Source organism: Microbacterium festucae (assembly GCF_025421715.1).
In the GTDB taxonomy this organism is placed as follows: domain Bacteria; phylum Actinomycetota; class Actinomycetes; order Actinomycetales; family Microbacteriaceae; genus Microbacterium; species Microbacterium festucae.
On the sequence record NZ_JAOEFC010000001.1, the window covers coordinates 187,580 to 212,124 of the forward strand.

General features: G+C 72.0%; 20 protein-coding genes and 1 riboswitch. Of the genes, 10 read left to right on the plus strand and 10 right to left on the minus strand.

The features are described from left to right. The first annotated feature begins 5 nt into the window (after positions 1-5). The gene (locus N3K63_RS00840) at positions 6-869 is read left to right on the plus strand and encodes an Fpg/Nei family DNA glycosylase (protein WP_261578069.1); all 864 of its coding nucleotides are present in this window, start codon (positions 6-8) and stop codon (positions 867-869) included. A 12-nt stretch (positions 870-881) separates the two neighbouring features. Here the strand turns inward: N3K63_RS00840 and glpK are convergent, their stop codons facing one another. The 7 genes from glpK to N3K63_RS00875 all read right to left on the minus strand — a co-directional run bounded on the left by glpK (position 882) and on the right by N3K63_RS00875 (position 11,632). Then, positions 882-2,573 carry a glycerol kinase GlpK gene (gene glpK, locus N3K63_RS00845; RefSeq protein ID WP_390894903.1) on the minus strand — a complete coding sequence of 564 codons (1,692 nt, stop codon included), beginning with the start codon at positions 2,571-2,573 and terminating at the stop codon, positions 882-884. Beyond that, positions 2,503-4,263: a glycerol-3-phosphate dehydrogenase/oxidase gene (locus N3K63_RS00850; RefSeq protein WP_261578071.1), complete on the minus strand. Its 1,761-nt coding sequence runs from the start codon at positions 4,261-4,263 to the stop codon at positions 2,503-2,505. The genes glpK and N3K63_RS00850 overlap by 71 nt, the downstream gene beginning before the upstream one ends. Before the next feature lie 30 nt (positions 4,264-4,293). Further along, positions 4,294-6,393 carry an alpha-galactosidase gene (locus N3K63_RS00855; protein ID WP_261578072.1) on the minus strand — a complete coding sequence of 700 codons (2,100 nt, stop codon included), beginning with the start codon at positions 6,391-6,393 and terminating at the stop codon, positions 4,294-4,296. 7 nt (positions 6,394-6,400) lie between these two features. After that, positions 6,401-7,732 (minus strand): ABC transporter substrate-binding protein, encoded by a 1,332-nt coding sequence (locus N3K63_RS00860; protein WP_261578073.1) that lies wholly within the window; start codon positions 7,730-7,732, stop codon positions 6,401-6,403. 62 nt (positions 7,733-7,794) lie between these two features. Next, positions 7,795-8,703 (minus strand): carbohydrate ABC transporter permease, encoded by a 909-nt coding sequence (locus N3K63_RS00865; protein WP_261578074.1) that lies wholly within the window; start codon positions 8,701-8,703, stop codon positions 7,795-7,797. Continuing rightward, positions 8,703-9,626, minus strand: a complete 924-nt coding sequence (locus N3K63_RS00870) for a carbohydrate ABC transporter permease (RefSeq protein WP_261578075.1) — start codon at positions 9,624-9,626, stop codon at positions 8,703-8,705. The genes N3K63_RS00865 and N3K63_RS00870 overlap by 1 nt, the downstream gene beginning before the upstream one ends. After that, complete coding sequence (locus N3K63_RS00875) at positions 9,623-11,632, minus strand: beta-galactosidase (protein ID WP_261578076.1); 2,010 nt, start codon at positions 11,630-11,632, stop codon at positions 9,623-9,625. The genes N3K63_RS00870 and N3K63_RS00875 overlap by 4 nt, the downstream gene beginning before the upstream one ends. A 160-nt stretch (positions 11,633-11,792) precedes the next feature. Here N3K63_RS00875 and N3K63_RS00880 point away from each other — a divergent pair, with 160 nt between their 5' ends. The 7 genes from N3K63_RS00880 (at position 11,793) to N3K63_RS00910 (ending at position 19,514) form a co-directional block, all read left to right on the plus strand. Further along, positions 11,793-12,806: a LacI family DNA-binding transcriptional regulator gene (locus tag N3K63_RS00880; RefSeq protein ID WP_261578077.1), complete on the plus strand. Its 1,014-nt coding sequence runs from the start codon at positions 11,793-11,795 to the stop codon at positions 12,804-12,806. 63 nt (positions 12,807-12,869) lie between these two features. After that, a riboswitch (FMN riboswitch) is annotated at positions 12,870-13,026 on the plus strand. A 59-nt stretch (positions 13,027-13,085) separates the two neighbouring features. Next, the gene (gene ribD / locus N3K63_RS00885; protein WP_261578078.1) at positions 13,086-14,171 is read left to right on the plus strand and encodes a bifunctional diaminohydroxyphosphoribosylaminopyrimidine deaminase/5-amino-6-(5-phosphoribosylamino)uracil reductase RibD; all 1,086 of its coding nucleotides are present in this window, start codon (positions 13,086-13,088) and stop codon (positions 14,169-14,171) included. Continuing rightward, entirely contained in the window at positions 14,171-14,800 is a 630-nt protein-coding gene (locus tag N3K63_RS00890; protein WP_261578079.1) for a riboflavin synthase, read from the plus strand. Before ribD ends, N3K63_RS00890 begins: the two co-directional genes overlap by 1 nt. Continuing rightward, complete coding sequence (gene ribA / locus N3K63_RS00895; RefSeq protein ID WP_261578080.1) at positions 14,797-16,071, plus strand: GTP cyclohydrolase II; 1,275 nt, start codon at positions 14,797-14,799, stop codon at positions 16,069-16,071. The genes N3K63_RS00890 and ribA overlap by 4 nt, the downstream gene beginning before the upstream one ends. Further along, positions 16,068-16,541 carry a 6,7-dimethyl-8-ribityllumazine synthase gene (gene ribH / locus N3K63_RS00900; protein WP_261578081.1) on the plus strand — a complete coding sequence of 158 codons (474 nt, stop codon included), beginning with the start codon at positions 16,068-16,070 and terminating at the stop codon, positions 16,539-16,541. Before ribA ends, ribH begins: the two co-directional genes overlap by 4 nt. Before the next feature lie 927 nt (positions 16,542-17,468). Further along, entirely contained in the window at positions 17,469-17,819 is a 351-nt protein-coding gene (locus N3K63_RS00905; RefSeq protein WP_261578082.1) for a Fe-S protein, read from the plus strand. Positions 17,820-18,056: 237 nt separating this feature from the next. Then, positions 18,057-19,514: an MFS transporter gene (locus N3K63_RS00910; protein ID WP_261578083.1), complete on the plus strand. Its 1,458-nt coding sequence runs from the start codon at positions 18,057-18,059 to the stop codon at positions 19,512-19,514. 49 nt (positions 19,515-19,563) lie between these two features. On the opposite strand, the gene N3K63_RS00915 is transcribed toward N3K63_RS00910, so the two are convergent. The 3 genes from N3K63_RS00915 to N3K63_RS00925 are packed head-to-tail and all read right to left on the minus strand — an operon-like array spanning position 19,564 to position 22,222. Beyond that, entirely contained in the window at positions 19,564-20,403 is an 840-nt protein-coding gene (locus tag N3K63_RS00915; protein WP_261578084.1) for an ABC transporter permease, read from the minus strand. Further along, a complete protein-coding gene (locus N3K63_RS00920; RefSeq protein ID WP_261578085.1) occupies positions 20,400-21,284 on the minus strand; it encodes an ABC transporter permease in 885 nt (294 codons plus the stop codon). The genes N3K63_RS00915 and N3K63_RS00920 overlap by 4 nt, the downstream gene beginning before the upstream one ends. Continuing rightward, positions 21,281-22,222, minus strand: a complete 942-nt coding sequence (locus N3K63_RS00925) for an ABC transporter ATP-binding protein (RefSeq protein WP_261578086.1) — start codon at positions 22,220-22,222, stop codon at positions 21,281-21,283. The genes N3K63_RS00920 and N3K63_RS00925 overlap by 4 nt, the downstream gene beginning before the upstream one ends. A gap of 120 nt (positions 22,223-22,342) precedes the next feature. On the opposite strand from N3K63_RS00925, the gene N3K63_RS00930 reads away from it, so the two are divergent. Both N3K63_RS00930 and N3K63_RS00935 read left to right on the plus strand, forming a co-directional pair. Continuing rightward, on the plus strand, positions 22,343-22,555 hold the full coding sequence (locus N3K63_RS00930) for an AsnC family protein (protein WP_261578087.1): 213 nt from the start codon (positions 22,343-22,345) through the stop codon (positions 22,553-22,555). Between the two features lie 29 nt (positions 22,556-22,584). Continuing rightward, positions 22,585-24,516 carry an ABC transporter ATP-binding protein gene (locus N3K63_RS00935; RefSeq protein ID WP_261578088.1) on the plus strand — a complete coding sequence of 644 codons (1,932 nt, stop codon included), beginning with the start codon at positions 22,585-22,587 and terminating at the stop codon, positions 24,514-24,516. Positions 24,517-24,545: the final 29 nt, after the last annotated feature.

Sequence of the window (24,545 nt, forward strand, 5' to 3'; positions counted from 1 at the left end):
AGGCCATGCCCGAGATGCCGGAGGTGCAGGGGCTCGTCAACTTCCTCGACGGGCGTCTGACGGGGGTGCGGATCGATCGCGTGATGCTCGCGGGCATCGCCGCGCTGAAGACTTACGATCCCCCCATCGACGCACTCGTGGGCACGACGATCACCGGCGCCGCGCGCCACGGCAAGTTCGTCGACCTGTCGACGGACGCCGGTGTGCACCTGGTCTTCCACCTCGCCAAGGCCGGGTGGCTGCGGTTCACCGAGACGCTGCCGGCGACGCTCATCAAGCCCGGGAAGACCCCCATCGCCCTGCGGGTCGCCTTCGGCGACGGCAGCGGGTTCGACCTCACCGAGGCGGGCACGAAGAAGTCGCTCGCGATCTCGGTGGTGCGCGATCCCGCCGAGGTTCCCGGGATCGCCCGCCTCGGCCCCGACCCGCTCGACCCCGCCTTCTCGCGGGCGACGCTGGCCGGGCTCCTCTCGGGCAGGCGCACGCAGATCAAGGGGGTGCTGCGCGATCAGTCGGTCGTCGCGGGGATCGGCAACGCCTACTCCGACGAGATCCTGCACGCCGCGAAGATGTCGCCGTACGCGCTGGCGGCGACCCTCGACGACGCCGAGATCGACCGCCTGTACGCGGCGGTCCACGACACGCTGACGGATGCCGTCGCCACCGCATCCGGAAAGCCGCCCGCCGAGCTCAAAGACGCCAAGCGGCGCGGCATGGCCGTGCACGGCCGGCGCGGGGAGGCGTGCCCGGTGTGCGGTGACGAGGTGCGCAGCGTGTTCTTCGCCGACAACTCGCTGGAGTACTGCCCGACGTGTCAGACCGGGGGCAAGATCCTCGCCGACCGGCGGCTGTCGCGGCTGCTCAAGTAGCCCCGACCGGGCTCAGTCGGCGGTGCCCATGAGGGTGCGCGCGTCGTCGTCGACCCAGTCGAGCGACTTCTGCACGGCCTTGCGCCACATGCGCACGCGCCGGTCGCGCTCGTCGCGGGGCATCTGCGGCTCGAAGCGGCGGTCTTCCTGCGCGTGCCCGCGCAGCTCGTCGCGGCTGGCCCACACGCCGGTCGCGAGGCCCGCGGCGTAGGCGGCGCCCAGCGCCGTGGTCTCGACCACCTTCGGGCGCACGACGGGCAGCTGCAGCACGTCGGCCTGGAACTGCAGCAGCAGGTCGTTGCGGGTCATCCCGCCGTCGACGCGCAGCTCGTCGAGCTCGCGGCCGGTGTCGGCCACGGCGGCCTCGATGACATCCAGCGTCTGGAACGCGGTGGCCTCCAGCGCCGCCCGGGCGATGTGCCCCTTCCCGACGTACCGGGTGAGGCCGACGAGGGCGCCGCGGGCGTCGGGGCGCCAGTAGGGGGCGAACAGCCCCGAGAAGGCGGGGACGAAGTAGGCGCCGCCGTTATCGTCGACCGAGCGGGCGAGGGTCTCGACGTCTTCGGAGCGGCTGATGATGCCGAGGTTGTCGCGCAGCCACTGCACGAGCGACCCGGTGACGGCGATCGACCCTTCCAGCGCGTAGCGGGCGGGCTCGTCGCCGCAGCGGTAGGCGACGGTGGTGATGAGGCCCGACTCGGAACGGACGATCTCGGTGCCGGTGCCCACGAGCAGGAAGTTGCCGGTGCCGTAGGTGTTCTTCGACTCGCCCGCGTCGAAGGCGGCCTGACCGAACGTGGCCGCCTGCTGGTCGCCGAGGATGCCGGCGATGGGCACTCCGCGCAGTTCGGAGACGGCCGAGACGGTGCCCAGCACCGCGGAGGACGAGCGGATCTCGGGCATCATCGACCGCGGGATGCGCCAGTGCGCAAGCAGCTCGTCGGCCCAGTCGAGGGTGCGCAGATCCATGAGCAGGGTGCGGCTGGCGTTGGTGACGTCGGTGACGTGGATGCCGCCGCGCGCGCCCCCGGTGAGGTTCCACACCAGCCACGAGTCGGTCGTGCCGAACAGCAGGTGTCCGGCCTCGGCGAGGTCGCGGGCGCCGTCGACGTGGTCGAGGATCCAGGCGATCTTGGAGGCCGAGAAGTAGGTGGCCACCGGCAGCCCGGTCTGCTCGGCGAAGCGGAACGTGCCCTCGCGGTCGGGCCCGGTCAGCCGGTCGATCGCCGGCTGGGTGCGGGTGTCCTGCCACACGATCGCGCGGTGGATGGGCCGGCCGTTGCGCTTGTCCCACACCACGGTGGTCTCGCGCTGGTTGGTGACGCCGACGGCGGCGATGTCGTCGGCGCGGGTGCGGGCGCGGCCGAGGGCCGTGGCGATCACCCACTCGGTGTCGGTCCAGATCTCCACCGGGTCGTGCTCGACCCACCCGGCGCGGGGGAAGAACTGCTCGTGCTCCCGCTGGGCGGAGGCGACGATGGCGCCGGTGTCGTCGAAGACGATCGCGCGGGTCGAGGTGGTGCCCTGGTCGATGGCCAGCACGTGTGTCACGGGTTCTCCTTCCGCGGGCGTCGGCGCCCGCGCGGCCGGCCGGCGCCGCCTCGCAGCGGCGCCCGGTCCGGCATCGGTCAGGCTATCGCGCGGCGCCGGAGCCGGCGGTGTCGGCGGCGCCCGCGGCGACGGCGTCCCCGGTGGGATCGGCATCCCCGGTGGGGACGGATGCCGCGTGGCCGGGCCAGGTCGGGTCGGCGGCGTGCACGGCCGCGATCCCCCGCCGGATCTCGGCCTCGATCCGCTCGTCGTCCCAGCCGAGCTCGGGCGCCACGGCGGCGGCGACGGCGGCCGCGGCGGCATCGGCGGCGCCGGTGAACGCCAGCGATGTGCGCCGCAGCAGCAGGTCGTCGAGGTGGGAGACCCACTCGGTGCGGGCGAGGTGGCGCAGCTCCCCCGTGCTGTAGTCGGGGGCGCCGTGCAGCGGCGCGTCGTCGGGGTCGGCGGCGATGGCGGCGGCCACGTCGGCGGCCACGGTGCCGTAGCGGTCGAGCAGGGTGATCACCCGGGCGGCGGGCAGGCCTGCGCCGTGCGCGCGGATCCACGCGTCGCGGGCTTCGTCGGTCTCGGGGAACCCGGCGCCGCCGCCGATCGGCAGCTGCGTGGTCGAGGTGCGGCGGGGGACGTGCAGGGCGCCGAGCACGCGGTCGGCGAGGGCCTCCCCCGAGGCGCGGAAGGTCGTCCACTTGCCGCCGACGAGGCTCAGCACCGTCGCCGACCCGCCCGGCAGGGTGCTCTGCTCGATGCGGTAGTCGCGGGAGACGAAGCCGGGGGCGAGATCGCCGTGACCGGGGAGCGGGCGCACCCCGGAGAACCGGTAGACGATGCGCGTGCGGTCGACGACGATCTCGGGCAGCACCTGCGAGATGAGCTCGACGAAGTAGTCGACCTCGGCCTCGGTGCACTGCACCGCGTCTGCCATGTCGTGCTCGAGATCGGTCGTGCCCACGAGCACGCGCCCCTTCAGCGGGTAGATGAGCACGATGCGGCCGTCGGCGTTCTCGAAGAACAGTTCGCGGCCCCCCGTGGCCGCCAGCAGCTCGGGGTCGTCGAGCACGATGTGCGAGCCCTTCGTGCCGCCCATGAACCGGGTGGGGGCGCCGAGGGCGTCGTTGGTGAGATCGGTCCACGGGCCGGTGGCGTTGACGACGACCGAGGCGCGGAACGCGCTCTCGGTGCCGTCTTCACCGCGCAGCACGAGCGCGCCGTCGCGGGTGCCGACCACGGCGGTGCGGGTGGCCAGCCGCGCGTGCGCGCCGGCGGCGAGGGCGTCGCGGGCGACGTCGACGGCGAGGCGCTCGGGGTCGTGGAGCGAGGCGTCCCAGTAGGTGGCGGTGTAGGCCACGTCGGGGTGCAGGTGCGGCAGCAGCTGCCGCGAGCGGCGCCGGCCGTGGAACGCGTGGCGGGGCACGCGGCCGCCGCTGCGCGAGAACGAGTCGTAGATGACCAGCCCGATCTTGATGAGCGCGGCGCCGCGCTCCCGGTGCGGGCCCGAGCCGTGCCGCAGGAACCGCAGCGGCGCCGAGAGCAGCCCCGAGAAGGTCGAGGTGATCGGGATCGTCGTCTGGAGCGGGCGCACGTAGTGGGGCGCCAGCCGAAGCAGCCGGTTGCGCTCGACGACGGCCTCCCGCACGAGACGGAACTCGCCGTTCTCGAGATAGCGGATGCCGCCGTGGATCATGTGGCTCGAGGCCGCCGAGGCACCCGAGATGATGTCGCCGCGCTCGACGAGGGCGACGTCCACCCCCTGCAGGGCCAGCTCGCGGAACGCGGCCAGGCCGTTGATCCCTCCGCCCACGATCAGCACGTCGGCATACGGTCGTTCGGTCAGCGTCTGCAGCATGTCCACCTCTCGGTTCGCCTCTCCATGATCTCAGTCGTGCGGTGCGCCGGGGTCGGAACCGGCGGGTGCGTCGTCGTCTGCGGTGACGTGCAGCACCATCGCCGACCCCGGGATGAGCAGCGGCATCGCCAGCGCCCCGGCCGCGAGCATCCGCCCGGGCAGCACGGTGCCGTGCGCCAGCCACGGCGGCGGGGCGTCCTGCACCGCGCCGGCGTCCGCGCCGAACGACACCGGGCGCACGCGGTAGCGCCGCTCCGGGTCGAGTCCGGGCAGTGCCGCCGGGGCCGGCAGTGCGGCATCCGTGCCGCCCACGACGGCATAGCTGTAGAGCGCCTCGCCCGCGCCGGGGGCGACGACGCCGTGCACGAGCACCGCATCGTCGACGTCGTCGGCCCGCACCACGCGGCCGGCGTGCAGCAGGTCGCGGTGGGCGCGGTGGAAGCCGGTCCACGCGCGCAGGGCGTCGCGGTCGGCGGCGGGCAGCCGCGAGATGTCGGATTCCACCCCGGCGTGGCCGAACAGGGCGGTGGCCAGGCGGAACGACAGGTCGGTCGTGCGCCCCGTGGTGTGCGAGCGCGCGTCGCCGACGTGCGACCCGAGATACTCCGGCGGGATGAGGATGCCGGTCCAGCGCTGGATCAGCTGCCGCTCCCACGGGTCGTTGGCGTCGCTGGTCCACACCCGGTCGACGCGGCGCAGGATGCCGAGGTCGATGCGCGCGCCGCCCGACGCGCACGACTCGATCTCGACGTCGGGGTGGGCCGCGCGCAGGTCGTCGAGCAGGCGGTACAGACCGAGAACCTGGGCGCGGGAGCCGTCGACGAGCAGGTCGCGGTTGTGGTCCCACTTGAGGTAGCGGATCGGGTGGGCGCGCAGCAGCGCGTCGAGGCGCGCGAAGAGGTGGGCGCGCACGTCGTCGCGCGCGAGGTCGAGCACGTGCTGCCACCGCCAGGTGACGGCGGCCGGGTCGGTGAGGAGCCACTCGGGGTGGGCGCGGGCGAGGTCGGAGTCGAGGCTCACCATCTCGGGCTCGACCCACAGCCCGAACTCCATGCCGGCCGCCGCCACGCGGGCGACGAGGGGGCCGAGGCCATCGGGCCAGCGTCCGGCGTCGACGGTCCAGTCGCCCAGGGCCCGCCGGTCGTCGGTGCGGCCGTGGAACCAGCCGTCGTCGAGCACGAACCGCTCCACGCCGATGTCGGCGGCGGCATCGACCAGCGGGGCGAGCTTGTCGAACGACTGGTCGAAGTAGACGGCCTCCCACGTGTTCGCGGTGATCGGGCGGGGACGGCGGGGCGCCGCCCACGAGCGGATCCACGGATGCAGGCGGTCGGAGAGCCCGTCGAGGCCCGCACCCGAGTAGGTGGCGACCACGGGGGCGACCTCGAGCGTCTCGCCGGGGGCGAGGACGACACCGCTCAGGCGCTCACCGGCGCCGAGCACGCTCGCGCCCAGCGGCGAGCGCTCGATCCACTGGCGGGTGTCGCCGCTGAAGGCGACGTGGGTGGACCACACCTCGCCGTGGCCGAAGCCGAAGCCGGGCGTGCCGGCGATGAAGAGGAAGGCGTCGTCGTGGCCGCCGCGGCCGTGGCGCGACTCGCGCAGCCACACGCCGTGGCCGGGGCGCGTGCGCTGCGGGCGCCGCTCCTGGGTCCAGCGGCCGGTGAAGTCGAGCACCTCGCGGGCGCGGTCGGGGACGGGCAGGGTGACGGCGGCGGCGTCGACGCGGACGTCGCGATCCGCGGTGTTGGTGACCGAGCGGGTGGCGACGAGCACGCCCTGCGGAGTGAGCTCGAGGGCGGTGTCGACCCGCAGGGCGCCGAGGGCGGCGCGCACGAGCAGGCGCTGACCGTCGCGGCGGGTGTCGATGGCCGCGGCGGTGGCCCCGGCATCCGACGACACGGCCGGCAGGCCGCTCCAGCCGTCGGACAGGGTCGGCACGAGCGTGTGCCGCAGCGGGGCGTCGATGGAACTGGGTCCGACGGCGGGCTCTCGGGCATCGACGAAGGCGGCCAGGTCGGCGGGGCTGACCTCGCCGAGGTCGGCGCCCCAATGGCTGATGGCGGGAACCCGCGCGCCGCGGGAGTCGACCACGAGGCTGACTCCCGCGGCGCGAAGGTGATGGATCACGTGCAGATCACTCCGCGACGGGGATCGACTGCGACTTCAGGGTCGACACGGTCGACTCCTGGGCCGCGGTGAGCGCGTCGAGCAGGGTGCCCTGTCCCGTGACGGCCTTCTGGAAGCCGTCCGACACGTCGGCGTAGGTCTGCGTCATGGTGGGGCCCCACACGAAGTCGGGGTTCACCTGCTCGGCCGCCTCGGCGAACACGTCGTAGATCTTCTGCCCGCCGTAGAACTCCACGCCCTCCTGCAGCGCGGGCAGCTTCAGCCCGGCGGTGGTGGCCGGGTAGATGTTGGCCGAGGTGTTCAGTGCGGTGAGCGCCTCGTCGGAGGTGTTCAGCCACAGCGCGAACTTCGCGGCCTCGTAGACGTGCTCCGAGCCCTTCAGCACGGCGATCGACGAACCGCCCCAGTTGCCGGCGGCCGCGCCGCCCGCGCTCCACTGCGGCAGCGGTGCGACCGACCAGGCGCCGGCGGTGTCGGGGGCGCCGCTGGAGATCGAGTTGGCCCCCCAGACGGCGGAGTTCCAGGTCCAGACCTCGCCCGAGTTGTAGGCGTTGTTCCACTCCTCGGTCCACGCCGGCACGGTGGCGACGAGGTCTTCGTCGAGCAGCTCCTGCCAGTAGTCGGCGATCTGGGCGCTCTTGTCGCCGGCGAGGTCGACGGTCCAGGCGTCGCCGTCGTTGCCGAACCAGGTGCCGCCGTCCTGCCAGACGAAGCCGGCGAACTGGTTGATGTCGGCGGTGGAGAAGTTCGTGATGTAGCCGCCCAGCGCGCGGATCTTCACGGCCGCTTCCTTGTACTCCTCCCACGTGGTGGGGATCGCGATGCCGTTCTGCTCGAACAGGTCGGAGCGGTAGAACAGGGCCATGGGGCCCGAGTCCTGCGGGATGCCGTAGACGCCGTCGCTGGTGCCGAGGGTGACCTGGCCCCAGGTCCACGGGATGAACTCCGACTCGGCGGCCACGACGTCTTCGCACGCGGCGAGGTTCTCGACGCCGTCCTGCACGCGGAAGCTCGACAGCGCGTCGTACTCGATCTGGCCGAGGTCGGGGGCGTTGCCGGCCTTGATCTGGTTGAAGAACGACTGGTAGGTGCCGGAGTTGCCGTTGGGGCCGGTCTGCACCTTCACCTGGATGTCGGGGTTCTCGTCGTTCCACATCGCCACGACGTCTTCGATCCCGGGGATCCAGGAGGTGAACTCCAGCGTGACCTTGCCGTCGGAGGGCGCGCAGTCCGCGGAGGCGTCGGTGCCTGCGGTGCTGTCTCCTGCGGCGCAGCTGGAGAGCGCCAGGGCGCTCAGCAGTGCGACGCCGGTGGCGACTGCCTTCTTCGAGTGCTGCATGATGATCCTTTTTCTTGATTGCGGTGCGGGTGGATGCCGCCTGGTCCCCGGCGGCGAGGGAGTTACTTGACCGATCCGCTGCCCAGGCCCGTGCGCCAGAACCGCTGGAGCAGCAGGAAGGCGACGATGAGCGGGATGATCGACAGGAGCGCGCCGACGAGCACGTACGTGCGCAGCTCCGGAATCTGGTTCAGCTGGGTGTTCCAGGTGTAGAGGCCGTAGGTCACCGGGAACAGGGCCTCGTCGCGCAGCATGATCAGCGGCAGGAAGAAGTTGTTCCAGATGGCGACGAACTGGAAGAGGAAGACCGTCACCATCGCGGGCGCCATCAGCCGGATCGACACCGTGAAGAAGGTGCGCACCTCGCCGGCACCGTCCAGGCGGCTCGCCTCGATGAGCTCATCGGGCACGCTCGCCGCCGCGTAGATGCGGCTGAGGTAGACCCCGAAGGGGCTCACGATGCTGGGCAGCAGCACCGCCCAGTAGGTGTTGGTGAGGTTGACCTGGCTGAACAGCAGGAACAGCGGCAGCGCGAGCGCGGTGGCCGGCACCAGCACGCCGCCGAGCACCGTGTTGAAGAACGCCTCGCGGCCCCGGAAGTTGTACTTGGCCAGCGCGTAGCCGCACATGCCGGCCAGCACCGTGGCCACGGCGGCGCCGACGCCGGCGTACAGCAGCGAGTTGAGCAGCCACCGCCAGTACACCCCGCCGCCGTAGGCGGACAGGTCGGCGATGTTGGCGAACAGGTTCCAGTCGGCGAACCACAGGGCGGGGGTCGTCAGCAGCTGACCGCGGTCTTTGGACGAGGCGATCAGCAGCCACCAGATCGGCACCAGGAAGTAGAGGGTCGCGATGACCATCACGAGCATGGCGGCGCTGCGCGAGAAGATGCTCTCGCGGGGGCCCCGGCCGGCACCGGTGGGCAGGTCGTCGGCGGTGGCGCCGCGGGTGCGGGTGAGGATGCTGGACATCAGTCGGCCTTCCGCTGGGTGAACTTGAGGAACGCGAACGACAGCACGAAGGTCGCCAGGGCCAGCACGACCGAGAAGGCCGCCGCCAGCGAGGTGTTGGGCACGGCGTTGGTCGCGTAGACGGTCATGTTCGGGGTGAACGTGCTCGAGACGGCGGCGCTGAAGGAGCGGAACACCTGCGGTTCGGCCAGCAGCTGCAGCGTGCCGATGATCGAGAAGATCGTGGTGAGCACGAGCGCGGGGGCGACCATGGGGATCTTGATCGACCAGGCGATGCGCCACTGCCCGGCCCCGTCGATGCGGGCCGCCTCGTACACCTCCTGCGGGATCGCCAGCAGCGCCGAGTAGATGATCAGCATGTTGTAGCCGACGTAGACCCAGGTGACCACGTTCGCGATCGACCAGAGCACGAGCTCGGGCGAGAGGAAGTCGATCGCGCGGGTGACGTCGGTGAACGGCGACAGGTTCGGCGAGAACAGGAAGCCCCACATGATGGCGGCGATGACGCCGGGCACGGCGTAGGGCGCGAAGAAGGCGAGGCGGAAGAACCGCCGCCCCTTCACCAGCGGCGAGTCCAGCAGCAGCGCGAACAGCAGCGCGAGGCCCAGCATCACCGGCACCTGCACGACGCCGAACAGCAGCACCCGCCACACCGACTCCCAGAACGGGGCGTTCTGGAGCACCAGCGCGTACTGCGCGAAACCGCCGAACACCTGCTTCGGCTGGCCGTAGGTGCCGTCGCGCTCGATCACCAGCATCGACTGCCAGATGGCGTAGCCGATGGGGATCAGGTAGAAGAGCAGGAACAGCACCCCGAACGGCACGGTGAACAGGGCGATCGCCCCGCGGTGCTGCGGGCGGCGGCGCTGCGGCGCACCGGCCCGTCGCCGCACCGGGGCGGATGTCACGTCGGAGACGGTCATGCCGTCGCCTCCTCTCGGATGATGCGGACCGCGCCGGCGGGCACCGTCACGGTGCCACCGGCGGTGCTGCCGGTGACCAGTTCGTCGCCGCGCGCCGCCACCGACACCGCGTCGGGGCCGTGGTTGATCGCGAACAGGTAGTCGGTGGCGCCCCGGCGGCGCCGGACCAGGTCGAGGCTGTCGGGCAGGTCGTCGGCGCGCCCGATGAGCCCGGCGTCGGCGGCGACCCGGCGGGCGATGTCGCGGAAGTCCGCCGCTCCCGGGAGGGTCGCCAGGTACCAGGCGGCGCCCTCGCCCCAGGCGTTGCGGGTGAGCGCCGGCGAGCCGGCGGCGGGTCCGTCGACGAACGCGTCGACGACCTCCGCGGTGGTGGCCCGTCCCCGCTCCGACCACAGCGTGGCGGTGCGGCCCGACGACAGGGTGAGCGGCTCGCCGGGGGCGAGCGGCGCGAACTCCTCGACGGCCACCCCGAGCGCCTCGCGGAAGGGGCCGGTGTAGCCGCCGGTGTAGACCCGGTCGGCGGTGTCGACGATGCCGCTGTCGAAGGTGACCAGCAGCGTGCCGCCGTCACGGGCCCAGTCGGTGAGCACCGCGGCATCCGCCGGCGACACCAGGTGCAGGCCCGGCACGACGACGAGGCGGTAGTCCGACAGGGGCGCGCCGGGCGCGACGACGTCGACGGTGATGCCCAGCGCGTGCAGCGCGCCGTAGGCGGCGTGCACCTTGTCGAGATAGCCGAGGTGGCTGCTGGGGCGCGACTCGTTCTGCGAGGCCCACCAGGCCTCCCACGAGAAGACGACGGCGGCCTCGGCGACCACACGCGATCCGGCGACCTCGCCGATGCGGTCGAGGATGCCGCCGAGCTCGACGACCTCGCGCCAGCCGGCCGTGTCGGTGCCGGCGTGCGGGAGCATCGCGGAGTGGAACTTCTCGCTGCCCTGCACCGAGGCGCGCCACTGGAAGAAGCAGACGCCGTCGGCGCCGCGGGCCACGTGGGTGAGCGAGTTGCGCAGCGCCTCGCCGGGGGCCTTGGGCTTGTTGAGGGGCTGCCAGTTGACCGCGCCGACGGAGTGCTCCATGAGCAGCCACGGCGCGCCCTGGGCCAGTCCCCGGGTGAGGTCGGCGGCGAACGAGAGCTCGGTGGTGGGGTCGCCCAGCCGGTGGTCGAGGTAGTGGTCGTTGGCGATCACGTCCATCTCGCCCGCCCACGACCAGTAGTCGAGGCTGTCGATGTGGGCGGTGACCATGAAGTTGGTGGTCACCGGCACCTCGCTCCGGGCGCGGATGACGTCGGCCTCGGCGCGGTAATAGGAGAGCAGCTCGTCGGAGCTGAAGCGGTGGAAGTCGAGCACCTGGCCGGGGTTGCGGCTGGAGATGGTGGCCCGCGGCGGGAGGATCTCCTCCCAGTCGTGGTAGGTCTGGCTCCAGAAGGCGGTGCCCCACGCGCCGTTGAGCGCGGCGAGGGTCTCGTAGCGCTCGCGCAGCCAGCGGCGGAAGGCGGCGGCCGAGACGTCGCAGTAGCACAGCGCGTTGTGGCATCCGAGTTCGTTCGAGACGTGCCACAGCGCCACCGCGGGGTGCGCGCCGTAGCGTTCGGCGGTGGCGGCCACCAGCGCGAGCGCCGCGCTGCGGAACACCGGCGAGCTCGGGCACCACGCCTGACGGCCCCCGGGGAAGCGGCGCGTGCCGTCGGCGGCCATCGGCAGCACCTCGGGGTGCGCGCGGGTGAGCCAGGCCGGCGGCGACGAGGTGCCGGTGCCGAGGTTCACCCGGATGCCGGCGGCGTGCAGGCGCGCGATGACGTCGTCGAGCAGCGTGAAGTCGAACTCCCCCGGCCCGGACTGCACGTGCGCCCAGCCGAAGATGTTGATCGCGACCAGGTCGACGCCGGCTTCGCGCATGAGGGCGATGTCTTCGTCCCACACCTCGGGAGTCCACTGCTCCGGGTTGTAGTCGCACCCATAGGCGATGCCCTCGTGGGTGAAGGGGCGATACCGCGTGGTCATTCCGTCGTCCTCGAATCTGTGAACGTGCACAGTCTCAGACGGTGTTCCTCCGCGCTGAGTGTGTGTGAACGTGTACACACTAGGCATACGCCGGAATCGCTGTCAATACGGGTGCCGCGTCGGTGTGCACGCTCCCAGCCCGCGGGCATACGATGGGCGCGTGGAGACCAGCCGACGACGCCGCGCGACCGTGATCGACGTCGCCGAGCACGCCGGGGTCTCCCGCGGCACGGTGAGCCGGTACCTCAACGGCGGCCGCTACGTCTCCGACGACGCGCGCACGGCGATCGAGGCGGCCATCGAGCGCGTGGGCTTCATCCCCAACCGCGCCGCCCGCAGCCTCGTCATGCAGCGCTCGCAGGCGATCGGCCTCATCGTGCACGAACCGCACTCGCTGTTCGTGCAAGACCCCAACATCGCGTCGATCCTGCTCGGCGCCAACGAGGCGATGTCGGAGGCCGACTATCAGATGGCCTGCCTCATCGCCGACTCGAGCCGCGACGTCGAGCGCCTCACCAAGTTCCTGAGCGGCGGGCTCATCGACGGCGTCATCATCGTCTCGGCGCGCGAGGGGGATGCCATCACCAAGGCGATCACGTCGCTGGACCTCCCCGCCGCGTTCGTGGGCCACCCTCGCGACATCGGCGACGCCGCCTTCGTCGCCATCGACAACCGCGGCGCGGCCCGCGACATCACCCGGCGCCTGGCCGCCACCGGACGCAGCCGCATCGGCATGGTGGCTGCCGCCCTCGACCGCGACTCCGGCGCCGACCGGCTGGCGGGGTTCGTCGACGCGCTCGGCACGTCCTTCGACCCGCAGCTGGTCGAGAGCGTGCCCCTCTACAGCCACGCCGACGGCGAGCGCGGCATGCGCGCACTGCTGGAGCGCTGCCCCGACATCGACGGGGTGTTCGCCTCGAGCGACGCGGTGGCCGCCGGTGCGATGGAGGCCCTCCGGGCGGCCGGTCGCACCGTGCCCGGCGACGTGGGCGTCGTGGGCTTCGACGACAGCTCGTGGGCGCTGCGCTGCGACCCACCGCTGTCGACCGTGCACCAGCCGGCGGCCGAGCTGGGGCGCGAGGCCGCCCTGAGCGTGCTGCGCCAGCTCGCCGGCGACTTCTCGGCCCAGGCGGTGCGCCTGGAGTGCCCCGTGGTGTGGCGCGACTCGGCCTGAGGCGACATCCGCCGTCATCCGGAATGAATGCGCCGAGCCGACGTTGAGTACACTCGTGAGCACAACGTGCTCCGGGGTCGGTGGGAATCCGAACCGGCGGTGACAGTCCGCGAACCTCTCGTCTGACGGGAGGCCGATCCGGTGGAAATCCGGGACCGACGGTGATGCGACCCGCTCTCGCAGAGAGTGGATCGCTAGTCCGGATGGGAGGCAGCACGAGCGGTGTCGCGCGTGCGTGCGCACCCTCATTCCTCCCGGAGCCCCACCGAAGGACCGGGAATGGAAGCGACAGACCGCGAACGAGCCGCCATGCGCGAGGCGCTGGCGCTCGCCCTGCGTGGCCCGCGCGGCGTCAACCCGCAGGTGGGCGCGGTGCTCCTCTCCCCCGCCGGCGACGTGCTCGCCGAGGGGTGGCACCGCGGCGCCGGCACCGCCCACGCCGAGGTCGACGCCCTCTCGAAGCTGCCGGGCGGCGCCGCCCGCGGGGCGACCGCCGTGGTCACCCTCGAGCCGTGCAACCACACCGGCCGCACCGGTCCGTGCGCCGAAGCCCTCATCGCCGCGGGTGTCGCCCGCGTCGTCTACGCCGTCGACGATCCGGGGGAGAACTCCTCGGGCGGCGCCGCGCGGCTGCGCGCTGCCGGCATCGACGTCGTCGGCGGCGTCGAGCACGACGCGGCCACCGCCCTGCTCTCGTCGTGGCTGACGGTGCAGCGGCTGGGGCGCCCCCACGTGAGCGTGAAGTGGGCGCAGTCGCTCGACGGCCGCGCCGCCGCCGCCGACGGCACCAGCCAGTGGATCACCGGGCCCGCCGCCCGCGCCGACGTGCACGAGCGCCGCGCGCAGGCGGATGCCATCGTCGTCGGCACCGGCACCCTGCTGGCCGACGACCCCGCCCTCACCGCGCGCCGCCCCGACGGCACCCTGTACGAGCACCAGCCGATGCCGGTCGTGCTCGGGCAGCGCGCCGTGCCGGAGAGCGCCCTCGTGCACCGCCACCCGCGTCCCGTCCTCCACCGCGACGGCGAGAACCTCGGCGGCGAGAGCCCGAACGAGCCCTCGCTCATGGCGCAGCTGCGTGACCTCGGCGTGCACCGCGTGTTCGTCGAGGGCGGCCCGACGATCGCCAGCGCATTCCTGCGCGCCGGGATCGTCGACGAGGTGCTCGCCTACCTCGCCCCCACCCTCATCGGCGCCGGGCCCGACGGCGCCGACCGGCCCGCGCTGCGGGGCCTGGGCGTTCAGACCATCACCGACCAGCGACGCCTGCGCATCGCCTCGGTCACCCCCCTCGGCGACGACCTGCTGATCGTCGCCCATCCGGCATCCGCGACGGATCCGGCATCCTCGAAGGAGACCCCCTGATGTTCACCGGGATCATCGAAGAACGCGGCACCGTGACCGCGATCGCCCCCTCCGGCGACGGCGTGCGACTGACCGTGCGCGCTGCGCTCGCGGTGTCCGACGCCCAGCACGGCGACTCGATCTCTGTCAGCGGCGTCTGCCTGACCGTCGCCGACCAGGGCCCCGACTGGTTCACCGCCGACGTCATGCGCCAGACCCTCGACATGACCACGATCGGCGCGCTGGCCGAGGGATCCCCCGTCAACCTCGAGCGCGCCCTCGCCGCGCACACCCGCCTCGGCGGCCACATCGTGCAGGGGCACGTCGACGGCACCGGCACGCTCGTCGAGGTGCGCCCCGGCGACCAGTGGCGCGTGCTGCGCATCTCGCTGCCGGCGGAGCTGGCCCCGCTCGTGGTCGACAAGGGCTCGATCTGCGTCGACGGCGTCTCGCTGACGGTGTCGGACGTGTCGGATGCCGACGCCGACGCGCCCTGGTTCGAGGTGTCCCTCATCCCCGAGACCCTCGACATCACGACCCTCGGCGCCCGCGTCGTGGGCGATCCCCTCAACCTCGAGACCGACATCCTGGCGCGGCACGTGCAGCGCCTGCTCCGCTTCACCCCCACCACCGAAGGAGGCTCCCGATGAGCCTTTCGACCCTGTCCGACGCCCTCGACGCCCTGCGCGCGGGACGACCCGTCATCGTCGCCGACGATGAGAACCGCGAGAACGAGGGCGACGTCATCCTCTCCGCGGAGCTGGCCACCCCCGAGTGGATCGCCTGGACGGTGCGGCACTCGTCGGGCTTCATCTGCGCCCCGATGCCGGCCGAGTGGGCCGACCGCCTCGACCTGCCCCCGATGGTCGAGGTCAACGAAGACGCCCGCGGCACCGCCTACACGGTCAGCGTCGACGCGGCCGACCGGGTCTCGACGGGCATCAGCGCCACCGACCGCGCCCACACCCTCACGGTGCTGGCCGACCCCGCGAGCACGCCGGGCTCGGTCATCCGCCCGGGCCACATCCTGCCGCTGCGCGCCGTCGAGGGCGGCGTGCGCGAGCGCGCCGGTCACACCGAGGCTGCTGTCGAGCTCATGCAGCTGGCCGGCCTGTCGCCGGTCGGCGCGATCGCCGAGGTCGTCGCCGACGACGGGTCGATGATGCGCCTGCCCGGACTCATCGAGCTCGGCGCGCGCGACGACGTGCCGGTCATCACCATCGAGCAGATCATCGCCCACCTCGACGAGGTCGACCCGCGCGAGGCCACCGCCCCGGCGCACGCCCGGAGGCGCGTGAGCCTGCGCGCCGAGGCCCAGGTGCCCACCTCGCACGGCTCGTTCCGCTTCCTCGCCTACAAGGACCGTGTCACCGGCACCGACCACATCGCGGTCGTCTCGGGCGACCTCGCCACCGACGCCCCGCTCGTGCGCGTGCACTCGGAGTGCCTCACCGGCGAGGCGTTCGGCTCGCTCAAGTGCGAGTGCGGACCCCAGCTGGATGCCGCACTCGACGCGATCGAGAAGGACGGCGGCGTCGTCATCTACATGCGCGGACACGAGGGGCGCGGCATCGGCCTCATCAACAAGCTGCGCGCCTACAGCCTGCAGGAGCGGGGGCTGGACACCGTCGACGCCAACCTGGCGCTGGGCCTGCCCGCCGATGCGCGCGACTACGCCGCCGCCGCCGGCATCCTCGCCGACCTCGGCGTCGACCAGGTGCGCCTGCTCACCAACAACACCGACAAGGTGACCCAGCTGCGCACCCTCGGCCTCGACATCGTCGAGCAGGTGCCGCTGCTGGTCGGCGTCGGCGCCAACAACCACCAGTACCTCGCCACCAAGCGCGACCGCATGGGGCACATCATCGACGCGGGCGAGCTCGACGCCGCCCTCGCCCAGAGCACGGAGGAGCACGCATGAGCGGCCACGGAGCCCCCGCCACCGCCCCGATCGACGGATCCGACCTCAAGGTCGTCGTCGTCGCCGGCCAGTGGCACGACGTCATCACCGACGGCTTGATCGCCGGGGCCGAGCGCGTGCTCGAAGCCTCCGGAGCGGCCTGGCGCCTGGTGCGCGTGCCCGGATCCTTCGAGCTCCCCGTCGCCTGCAAGGTGGCGCTGGAGTCGGGCGCCGACGCCGTCGTCGCCCTCGGCGTCATCATCCGCGGCGGCACCCCGCACTTCGAGTACGTCTCCGCCGCCGCCACCGACGGCCTCACCCGCGTCGCCCTCGACACCGGAAAGCCCGTCGGCTTCGGCGTGCTCACCCTCGACGACGAGCAGCAGGGCCTCGACCGCGCCGGCCTGCCCGACTCGAAGGAAGACAAGGGCGCCGAGGCCGCCGACGCCGCCCTGCGCACCGCCCTGCTCATCCGCGACCTGCGCGGCTGACGGGCACAGGCGCGCTGGGCCGCTCGCGGGGGTTCCGTCCTGCGGGCGGTGGGGTTCGTGGGACACCGGCGCGAGGCGCGTCCCGCGAACTGCGGGTGCGAGCGCCGGCATCCGCTCGTTGTTGGACAGAGGTGTGAGGCGCGTCCCGCATTCGGTGGGTCGCACCTCCGGTACCCGCGGTCCGCGGGACATGGACGTGCTGCGCGTCCCGCACACTGCGGGTCGTCGCGCCCGCATCCGCAGTTCGCGTGACACGGATACCACGGGCGTCCCGCAATCGGCGGCCTACGGCACCCGCATCCGCAGTTCGTGGGGCACGGATGCCGCTGACGTCCCACAACCGGTGGGTACGGGCACGCACCCGCCATCCTCCGGACCGGGGCGCCTTGCGGGTCCCGCATTCGGCGGGTCCTCGCGCCAACACCCGCAGCTTGCGGGACATCAGCGTCCGGCGAGTCCCGCATTCGGCGGGTCATCACCCCGACACCCGCACCTTGCGGGACGCGGGCATCCGGCAAGTCCCGCATTCGGCGGGCTGAGAGCCCCGGCGTCCGTCATATGCGGAACACGGATGCCGCGGGCGTCCCCCAACCGGTGGGTACGGGCACGCACCCGCCATCCCCGGACTCGCGCGCGCTGCGGGTCCCACATTCGGCGGGTCATCGCGCCAACACCCGCAGCTTGCGCGACATCAGCATTTGGCACGTCCCACATTCGGCGGCTCAACGCCCCAACACCCGCACCTTGCGGGACCCCACCATCCGGCGAGTCCCACATTCGGCGGGCTATCGGGCCAACACCCGCAGCGTGCGGGACGTCAGCGTCCGGCGCGTCCCGCACTCGGCGCACCAAGCACCGCGCACCCCACCCACCACCCACCACCCACCCGCACCCAGACCACCCGCAACCTTCAGCTAAGCTGAGGGCATGGAGATCCTGCGCCACGCCGTCGTCCTGGTCCACCTCGTCGGATTCGCGGTGCTGTTCGGCGCCTGGGTCGTCGAGGCGTTCGGTCAGCGGCGCATCACGCGCCTGCAGAGCTGGGGCCTGGCCATCGCCGCCGTCGCCGGCCTCGCGCTCGCGGGCCCCTGGGGCATCTCGTACGAGCTGAACTACGTGAAGCTCGGCGTGAAGCTCGTGGTGCTGCTGATCATCGGCGCGCTGCTGGGCATCGGATCGGCGCGTCAGCGCAAGAGCGGCTCGGTGCCGCCGGCGATCTTCTGGCTCATCGGCATCCTCACGCTCCTCAACGCCGCGCTCGCGCTCCTCTGGCGCTGACCCCGCGGGCCACCGCCCCCGGCCACCCGCACCCGGCCACCCGCACCCCACACACCCACCCGCCGGTCCTGACCGTCCCGGCAGCGGCGTAGGATCGAAGATCGTGCGTCGGTGAACACACCGGCGCCGCGGTGCCCAACGTCGTGGCGCCCGCCGCAACACCCCTGCCCCGGACGCCCGCCACCGCTGTGTCCGACCCCGGACTTGTCACGCCTCGACGACAGGTTCTCCCCCTTCATGTCCTCCGCCACCGCGGCGCCCGCCGCGCCCGCATCCACCCCCGCCAACCCGCGCTCGCGTGTCATCACCGCGAGCCTCATCGGCACCACGATCGAGTTCTACGACTTCTACGTCTATGCGACGGCGGCGGTGCTCGTCTTCCCGATCCTCTTCTTCCCCACCGGCAACGAGACGACGGCCCTGCTGGCCTCGTTCAGCGTGTTCGGCGCCGCGATGGTGGCGCGCCCCATCGGCGCGATCGTCTTCGGACACTTCGGCGACCGGTTCGGCCGCAAGGCGACCCTCGTGGCGTCGCTGCTGACGATGGGCATCGCGACCTTCCTCATCGGCCTGCTGCCGACCTTCGACCAGATCGGCTGGTGGGGGGCGCTGCTGCTGCTGGTCATGCGCCTCGCGCAGGGCTTCGCGCTCGGCGGCGAGTGGTCGGGGGCCGCGCTGGTGGCCACCGAGAACGCCCCCAAGGGCAAGCGCGCCTGGTACGGCACCTTCCCGCAGCTGGGCGCACCGATCGGCTTCATCATCGCCAACGGCGTCTTCCTGCTGATCAACTTCGCCCTCCCCCACCCCGACGGCGGCGCACAGCGCTCCGAGGAGTTCCTGGCCTGGGGCTGGCGCGTGCCGTTCCTGTTCTCGGCCGTCATGGTCATCGTCGGCCTGTGGGTGCGCCTGCGCCTGGTCGAATCCGACGCGTTCGCCCGCGTGGAGAAGACCGGCGCCGTGCGCAAGTTCCCCCTGGGCTCGGTGATCCGCCACCACTGGAAGAACCTCATCCTCGGCACGTTCATCATGCTGGCGACCTACGTGCTCTTCTACCTGATGACGAGCTTCACCCTCTCCTACGCCACCAAGCCCACCCTCGAGGGGGCGCAGGCCACCGCCGAGGCCGCCGGCACCGCGTTCGACCCGGCCGCCTACGTTCCCGGCCTCGGCTTCGGCTACACCGACTTCGTGATCATGCAGATCATCGGCGTCGTGTTCTTCGGCATCTTCACGCTGCTGTCGGGCCCCATCGCCGATTCGGTGGGTCGCCGCAAGCTGCTCATCTGGGTGACCGTCGGCATCATCGTGTTCGGCCTCACGTTCAACGTGTTCCTCGCCCCGCACGTCGACCCCAAGTTCACCGGCGCGCTCGTGCAGGCCGGCCTCGTCTTCGGCTTCATGCTGATGGGCGCGACCTTCGGCCCGATGGGCGCGGTGCTGCCCGAGCTCTTCCCGACCAACGTGCGCTACACGGGTTCGGCGATCGCCTACAACCTGTCGTCGATCCTCGGCGCCGCCCTCGCGCCGGTCGTCGCGGTGACGCTCTGGGCCGCCGCGGGCGGCTCGGCCGGGCTCGTGGGCGTCTACCTGTCGGTGATGGGCGTTCTCACCCTCATCGCGCTGATCTTCTCGAAAGAGACGAAAGACGTCGAGTACGACACCAACATCGGCGCCGGGGCGACCGGCTCGCTCTGACCGCGCACGCGCTCGCCACGGCATCCGCCGTTTCCGCGTCGCGACGGGCTCAGTCCAGGAACAGCGCCCGCAGCCGCTTGGTGGTGAAGACGAGCCCGATCGCCACCATGACGACGTAGTAGAGCACGTGCCACCCGATGTCGGGGGTGATGATGCCGGTCGTGAGCTGGCGCACCATCTCGACGCCGTGCCACAGCGGCAGGGCCATGACGATCTGCTGCACCCACTCGGGGTAGACGGTGATCGGGTAGAAGGTGGCCGAGAACAGGAACATCGGCAGGAGCACGAAGTTGATCCAGTCCATGTGCTGGAACGTCTTCATGTAGCTGGTGACGGCCATGCCCAGGCTCGCGAACCCGAAGGCGATGAGCAGCACCGCGGGGATGGCCAGCACCGCCGTCCACGCGAGGTTGAGCCCGGCGATCTGCATGATGATCATGAACCCGCTGGCATAGAGCAGACCGCGCAGCAGCGCGTACATGATCTCGCCGAGGGCGACATCCAGCGGCCCGAGCGAGGTCGACAGCATCCCCTCGTAGAGCCGGCCGTAGTGCAGCTTCCAGAACACGTTCCAGGTGGAGTCGTAGATGGCGCCGTTCATGGCCGACACCGCCAGCAGGGCGGGGGCGATGAACGCGGCGTACGACACCTGGATGCCCTGCGCCGTCTCGACGTCGCCGATCAGCTGCCCCAGGCCGATGCCCATGGAGGCCAGGTAGAAGACGGGCTCGAAGAACCCCGAGACCACGATGATCCAGCTCGACGAGCGCGCGGCGATGAGCCCGCGCTGCAGCACGGCCTGCGGGTTGCCCGCCCACAGCGCCCGCACGCCGCCGGCGCGGCGCGGCGCCTCGGAGCGGCCGTCGATCTCAGGGGTGACGGCGCTCATGCGGCGAGCCTTCCGGTGAACACGCGGCGCCCCCACAGGTAGCCGGCGACGCACAGCACCAGCAGGTAGGCGATGTGCACGGCGAGCATCCACGGCGCGACCGCGGAGTGGTAGGTCGCGGCGCGACCGAGCTCGGACCCGTGCCACAGCGGCGAGATCCACCCGATCCACTGCAGCCACGGCGGGAGGGTGTCCAGCGCGAAGAAGGTGCCCGAGAACAGGAACATCGGCACGAACAGGAAGCGCTGCACGAGGGCGAACTGGCCCTTGTCGTCTTCGATCGAGCCGGCATATGCCATCAGCGGGATGCCGAAGGCCAGGCCGGCGGCGACACCGGCGAAGATCGACAGCCAGCCCGTCTCGGGGTGGGCGACGGCGCCGAAGATCCAGATGAACACGTAGTACGCGCCGACGGCCACGACCATCCGCGCCGTCGCGCCGGCGATCACGCCGTGGGCGATCTGCGGGCTCGTCAGCGGCGACGCGTTGAAGCCGTAGAAGTAGCGGCGCCACTTGAACCCCGCCATCACCGGGTAGGTCAGCTCTTCGGATGCCACCGAGATGGCCGCCGTCACCAGCAGCGCCGGGGCGACGAAGGCGAGGTAGTCGACCTCGACGCCATGGTCGACGACCGGGATCTGGATGAGCGCGGCGAGCCCCACCGCCAGGCCCAGCAGGTAGAGGATCGGCTGCCCGAGGGCGCCGACGACGATCGTCCAGCCGTAGGCGCGCATCGCCCGCACCATGTGCTCGGTGACGTACCAGCTGCCGTAGCGGCGCGGCTTGCGGCCCCACGCCATCGCTTCGGCGCGCAGCTGATCGAGGGTGGGCTGGCCCCCCTCGGCCGTTCCCCGCGGATCGGGGGTCTGCGGGAGCGTCATTCGATCAGCGACCGTCCGGTGAGGCGGAGGAACACGTCTTCCAGCGACGAACGCCGCACCAGGCTCGTCATCGGCTGGAGTCCGGCCGCGGTCACCCGCTCGAGGGCGGCCTCGCCGTCGCCGGCGTAGATGAGCACGCGGTCGGGGAGCACCTCGACGCGGTCGCCGATGCCCTGCAGCTGGGCGGCGACCTGCTCGTTGCGGTCGGACCCGAAGCGCACCTCCAGCACCTCGCGACTGGAGTGCTCGCGGATGAGCGAGGCCGGCGTGCCCTCGGCCATGATGCGGCCCTTGTCGACCACGATCAGCCGGTCGCACAGCTGCTCGGCCTCGTCCATGTAGTGCGTGGTGAGCACGAGGGTCGTGCCGCGCTCCTTCAGACGGAACAGCCGGTCCCAGAGCACGTGCCGCGCCTGCGGGTCGAGGCCGGTCGTGGGCTCGTCGAGCAGCAGGATGCGGGGGTCGTTGATGAGGCCGCGGGCGATCGTGAGCCGCCGCTTCATGCCGCCGGAGAGCTGGTCGACCTTGCTCTTGGCCTTGTCTTCGAGCTGCGCGAAGGCCAGCAGCTCGTCGGCCTTGCGGTGGCACACCGCCGCGGGCAGGCCGAAGTATCGCCCGTAGATGTAGAGGTTCTCGCGCGCGTTCAGTTCGCCGTCGAGGTTGTCCTGCTGCGGCACCACGCCCAGGCGGGAGCGGATCTCGGGCCCGTAGGCGTCGGGGTCGAGCCCCAGGATCGACAGGTCTCCGCTCGTGCGGGTCGACACCGCGCCGATCATCCTCATCGTGGTCGACTTGCCGGCGCCGTTGGGGCCGAGCAGCCCGAACGACTCCCCCGGCGCGACGTCGAAGGACAGCCCGTCGACGGCGACGAAGTCGGGCTTGCCCTTGACCTTGTACGCCTTGATCAGGCCCTGCGCGGAGATGACGGGTTCAGGCACCGCACCACCCTAGCGCCGCCCTCCGACACGCACCCCCCTCCCGGCGTCCGACCGTCGGCATCCGGAACGCATGTCAATCCACGTTGACACCTTCGCGTCGTGTCAACTAGGGTTGACGCCATGAGCGACAGCATCCGCACCGCCATCGCCGAGGCCGACGGCGGCGAACCGCTGGCCGAGCTGCGCGCGCTGACCGCGCTGCACGCCGTGCTCGCGCGGGCCGAGGCCGAGCAGGTGCGTCGCGCCCGCGGCGCCGGATACTCCTGGGTCGCCATCGCCGATGCCCTGGGCGTGAGCAGGCAGGCCGTGCACAAGAAGTACGGTCGAAGGTAACCACTTCCGCACGAACGAGGCACACACCCATGTCCGCATCCGACCGCCCCACCCGCCGCCCCGGTCGCGGCGCCGCCCCGAAAGACGGCCCGCGCGCGAGCCTCTCGCAGCTGCTGCCCTACATCTTCGAGCATCGCGGCGTGGTCGCGCTCATCGTCGTCTTGAGCATCGTGGGCGCGGTGACCACCCTCGCCCAGCCGCTGCTGGTCGGTCAGGTGATCGCGCGCGTGCAGGCCGAAGAGCCGCTCGGACTGCTCATCTGGGCGATCGTGGCCCTCGTGGTCGGCGCCTCGGTGATCAGCGGATACCAGCACTACCTGCTGCAGCGCACCGGCACCGCCGTCGTCTACTCCAGCCGGCGCCGCCTCATCGCCCGCATCCTGCACCTGCCGATCCGCGAGTTCGACGCCCGGCGCACCGGCGACCTCGTCTCGCGCGTGGGCACCGACACGACCCTGCTCTATGCGGTGCTCACCCAGGGTCTGGCCGACTCGGTGGGCAACGCCCTGCTGTTCGTCGGCGCGATCCTCGCGATGGCCTTCATCGACCCGCTGCTGCTGCTGGCCATCGCCGGGGTCATCGGTATCTCGGTGGTCGGTGTCGTGCTGCTCAGCGGCCGCATCCGCAAAGCCACCCAGCAGCAGCAGGAGAAGGTCGGCGAACTGGCGTCCGGGGTCGAGCGTGCGATCGGGTCGATCCGCACCGTGCGCGCCGCCGGGGCCACCGAGCGCGAGACCGACGCGGTCACCGCGGTGGCCACCGACGTCTACGGCATCGGCGTGCGCATCGCCAAGGTCTCGGCCCTGGTCGTGCCGATCGCCGGCATCGCCCTGCAGGTGTCGCTGCTGGTGGTGCTCGGACTCGGCGGCTACCGCGTCGCCTCCGGCGCCATCTCGGTGGCGAGCCTGGTGACCTTCGTGATGTTCCTGTTCCTGCTCGTGGCCCCGCTCGGCTCGTTCTTCGGCGCGATCACCTCGGTGAACCAGGCGCTCGGCGCGCTCGGTCGCATCCAGGAGGTGCTCGACCTGCCCACCGAGACCGCCGACGACGACGCGATCGCCACCTCCGTGCAGTCGTCGCGTCCGGCATCCGACCTCACCGGCCCCATCGAGACGCTCGACGACCTGCTGGCCACCCGCGACGCCCCGGCGATCGAGTTCCGCGACGTGCGGTTCGCCTACCCCGCCGCCGTGGTGCGCGCCCGGCGCGACGCCGAGGCCGAGGCCGCCCGCACCCTCGCCGACGTGCACGCCGATGCCGTGGAGGTCGGAGGCTCCGACGGCGACGTGCTGCGCGGCGTCTCGTTCTCGGTGCCGCGCGGGGCCCGCGTGGCCCTCGTGGGCCCGTCGGGCGCGGGCAAGTCGACGACGCTCGCGCTCATCGAGCGCTTCTACGACCCGGATGCCGGTGCGGTGCTGCTCGACGGCACCGATGTGCGCCGCATCGACCGCGCCCGGCTGCGCGCGCAGCTCGGCTACGTCGAGCAGGACGCGCCGACCCTGGCCGGCACGCTCGCCGAGAACCTGCGCCTGGCCGCGCCGCTCGCGGACGACGCGGAATGCGAGCGCGTGCTGCGCGCCGTGAACCTCGGCGACGTGCTCGAGCGCAGCCCGCTGGGCCTGGAGGCGCCCGTCGGCGAGGCGGGCGTGATGCTCTCCGGCGGCGAGCGCCAGCGCCTCGCGATCGCCCGCGCGCTGCTGGCCGCTCCCCCGATCCTGCTGCTCGACGAGTCGACCTCGTCGCTGGACGGCGTCAACGAGCAGCGGATGCGGGAGGCGATCGACGCCGTCGCCACCGGCCGCACCCTCGTGCTCATCGCCCACCGCCTGTCGACCGTGGTCGACAGCGATCTCATCGTCGTGCTCGACAAGGGCCGGGTCGTCGGGCAGGGCACGCACGAGGAGCTGCTCGCCACGACCCCGCTCTATCGCGAGCTCGCCCGCCACCAGCTCCTCGTCTGACCCGCCGCGGGCCGGGCGAAGGCCCGGGG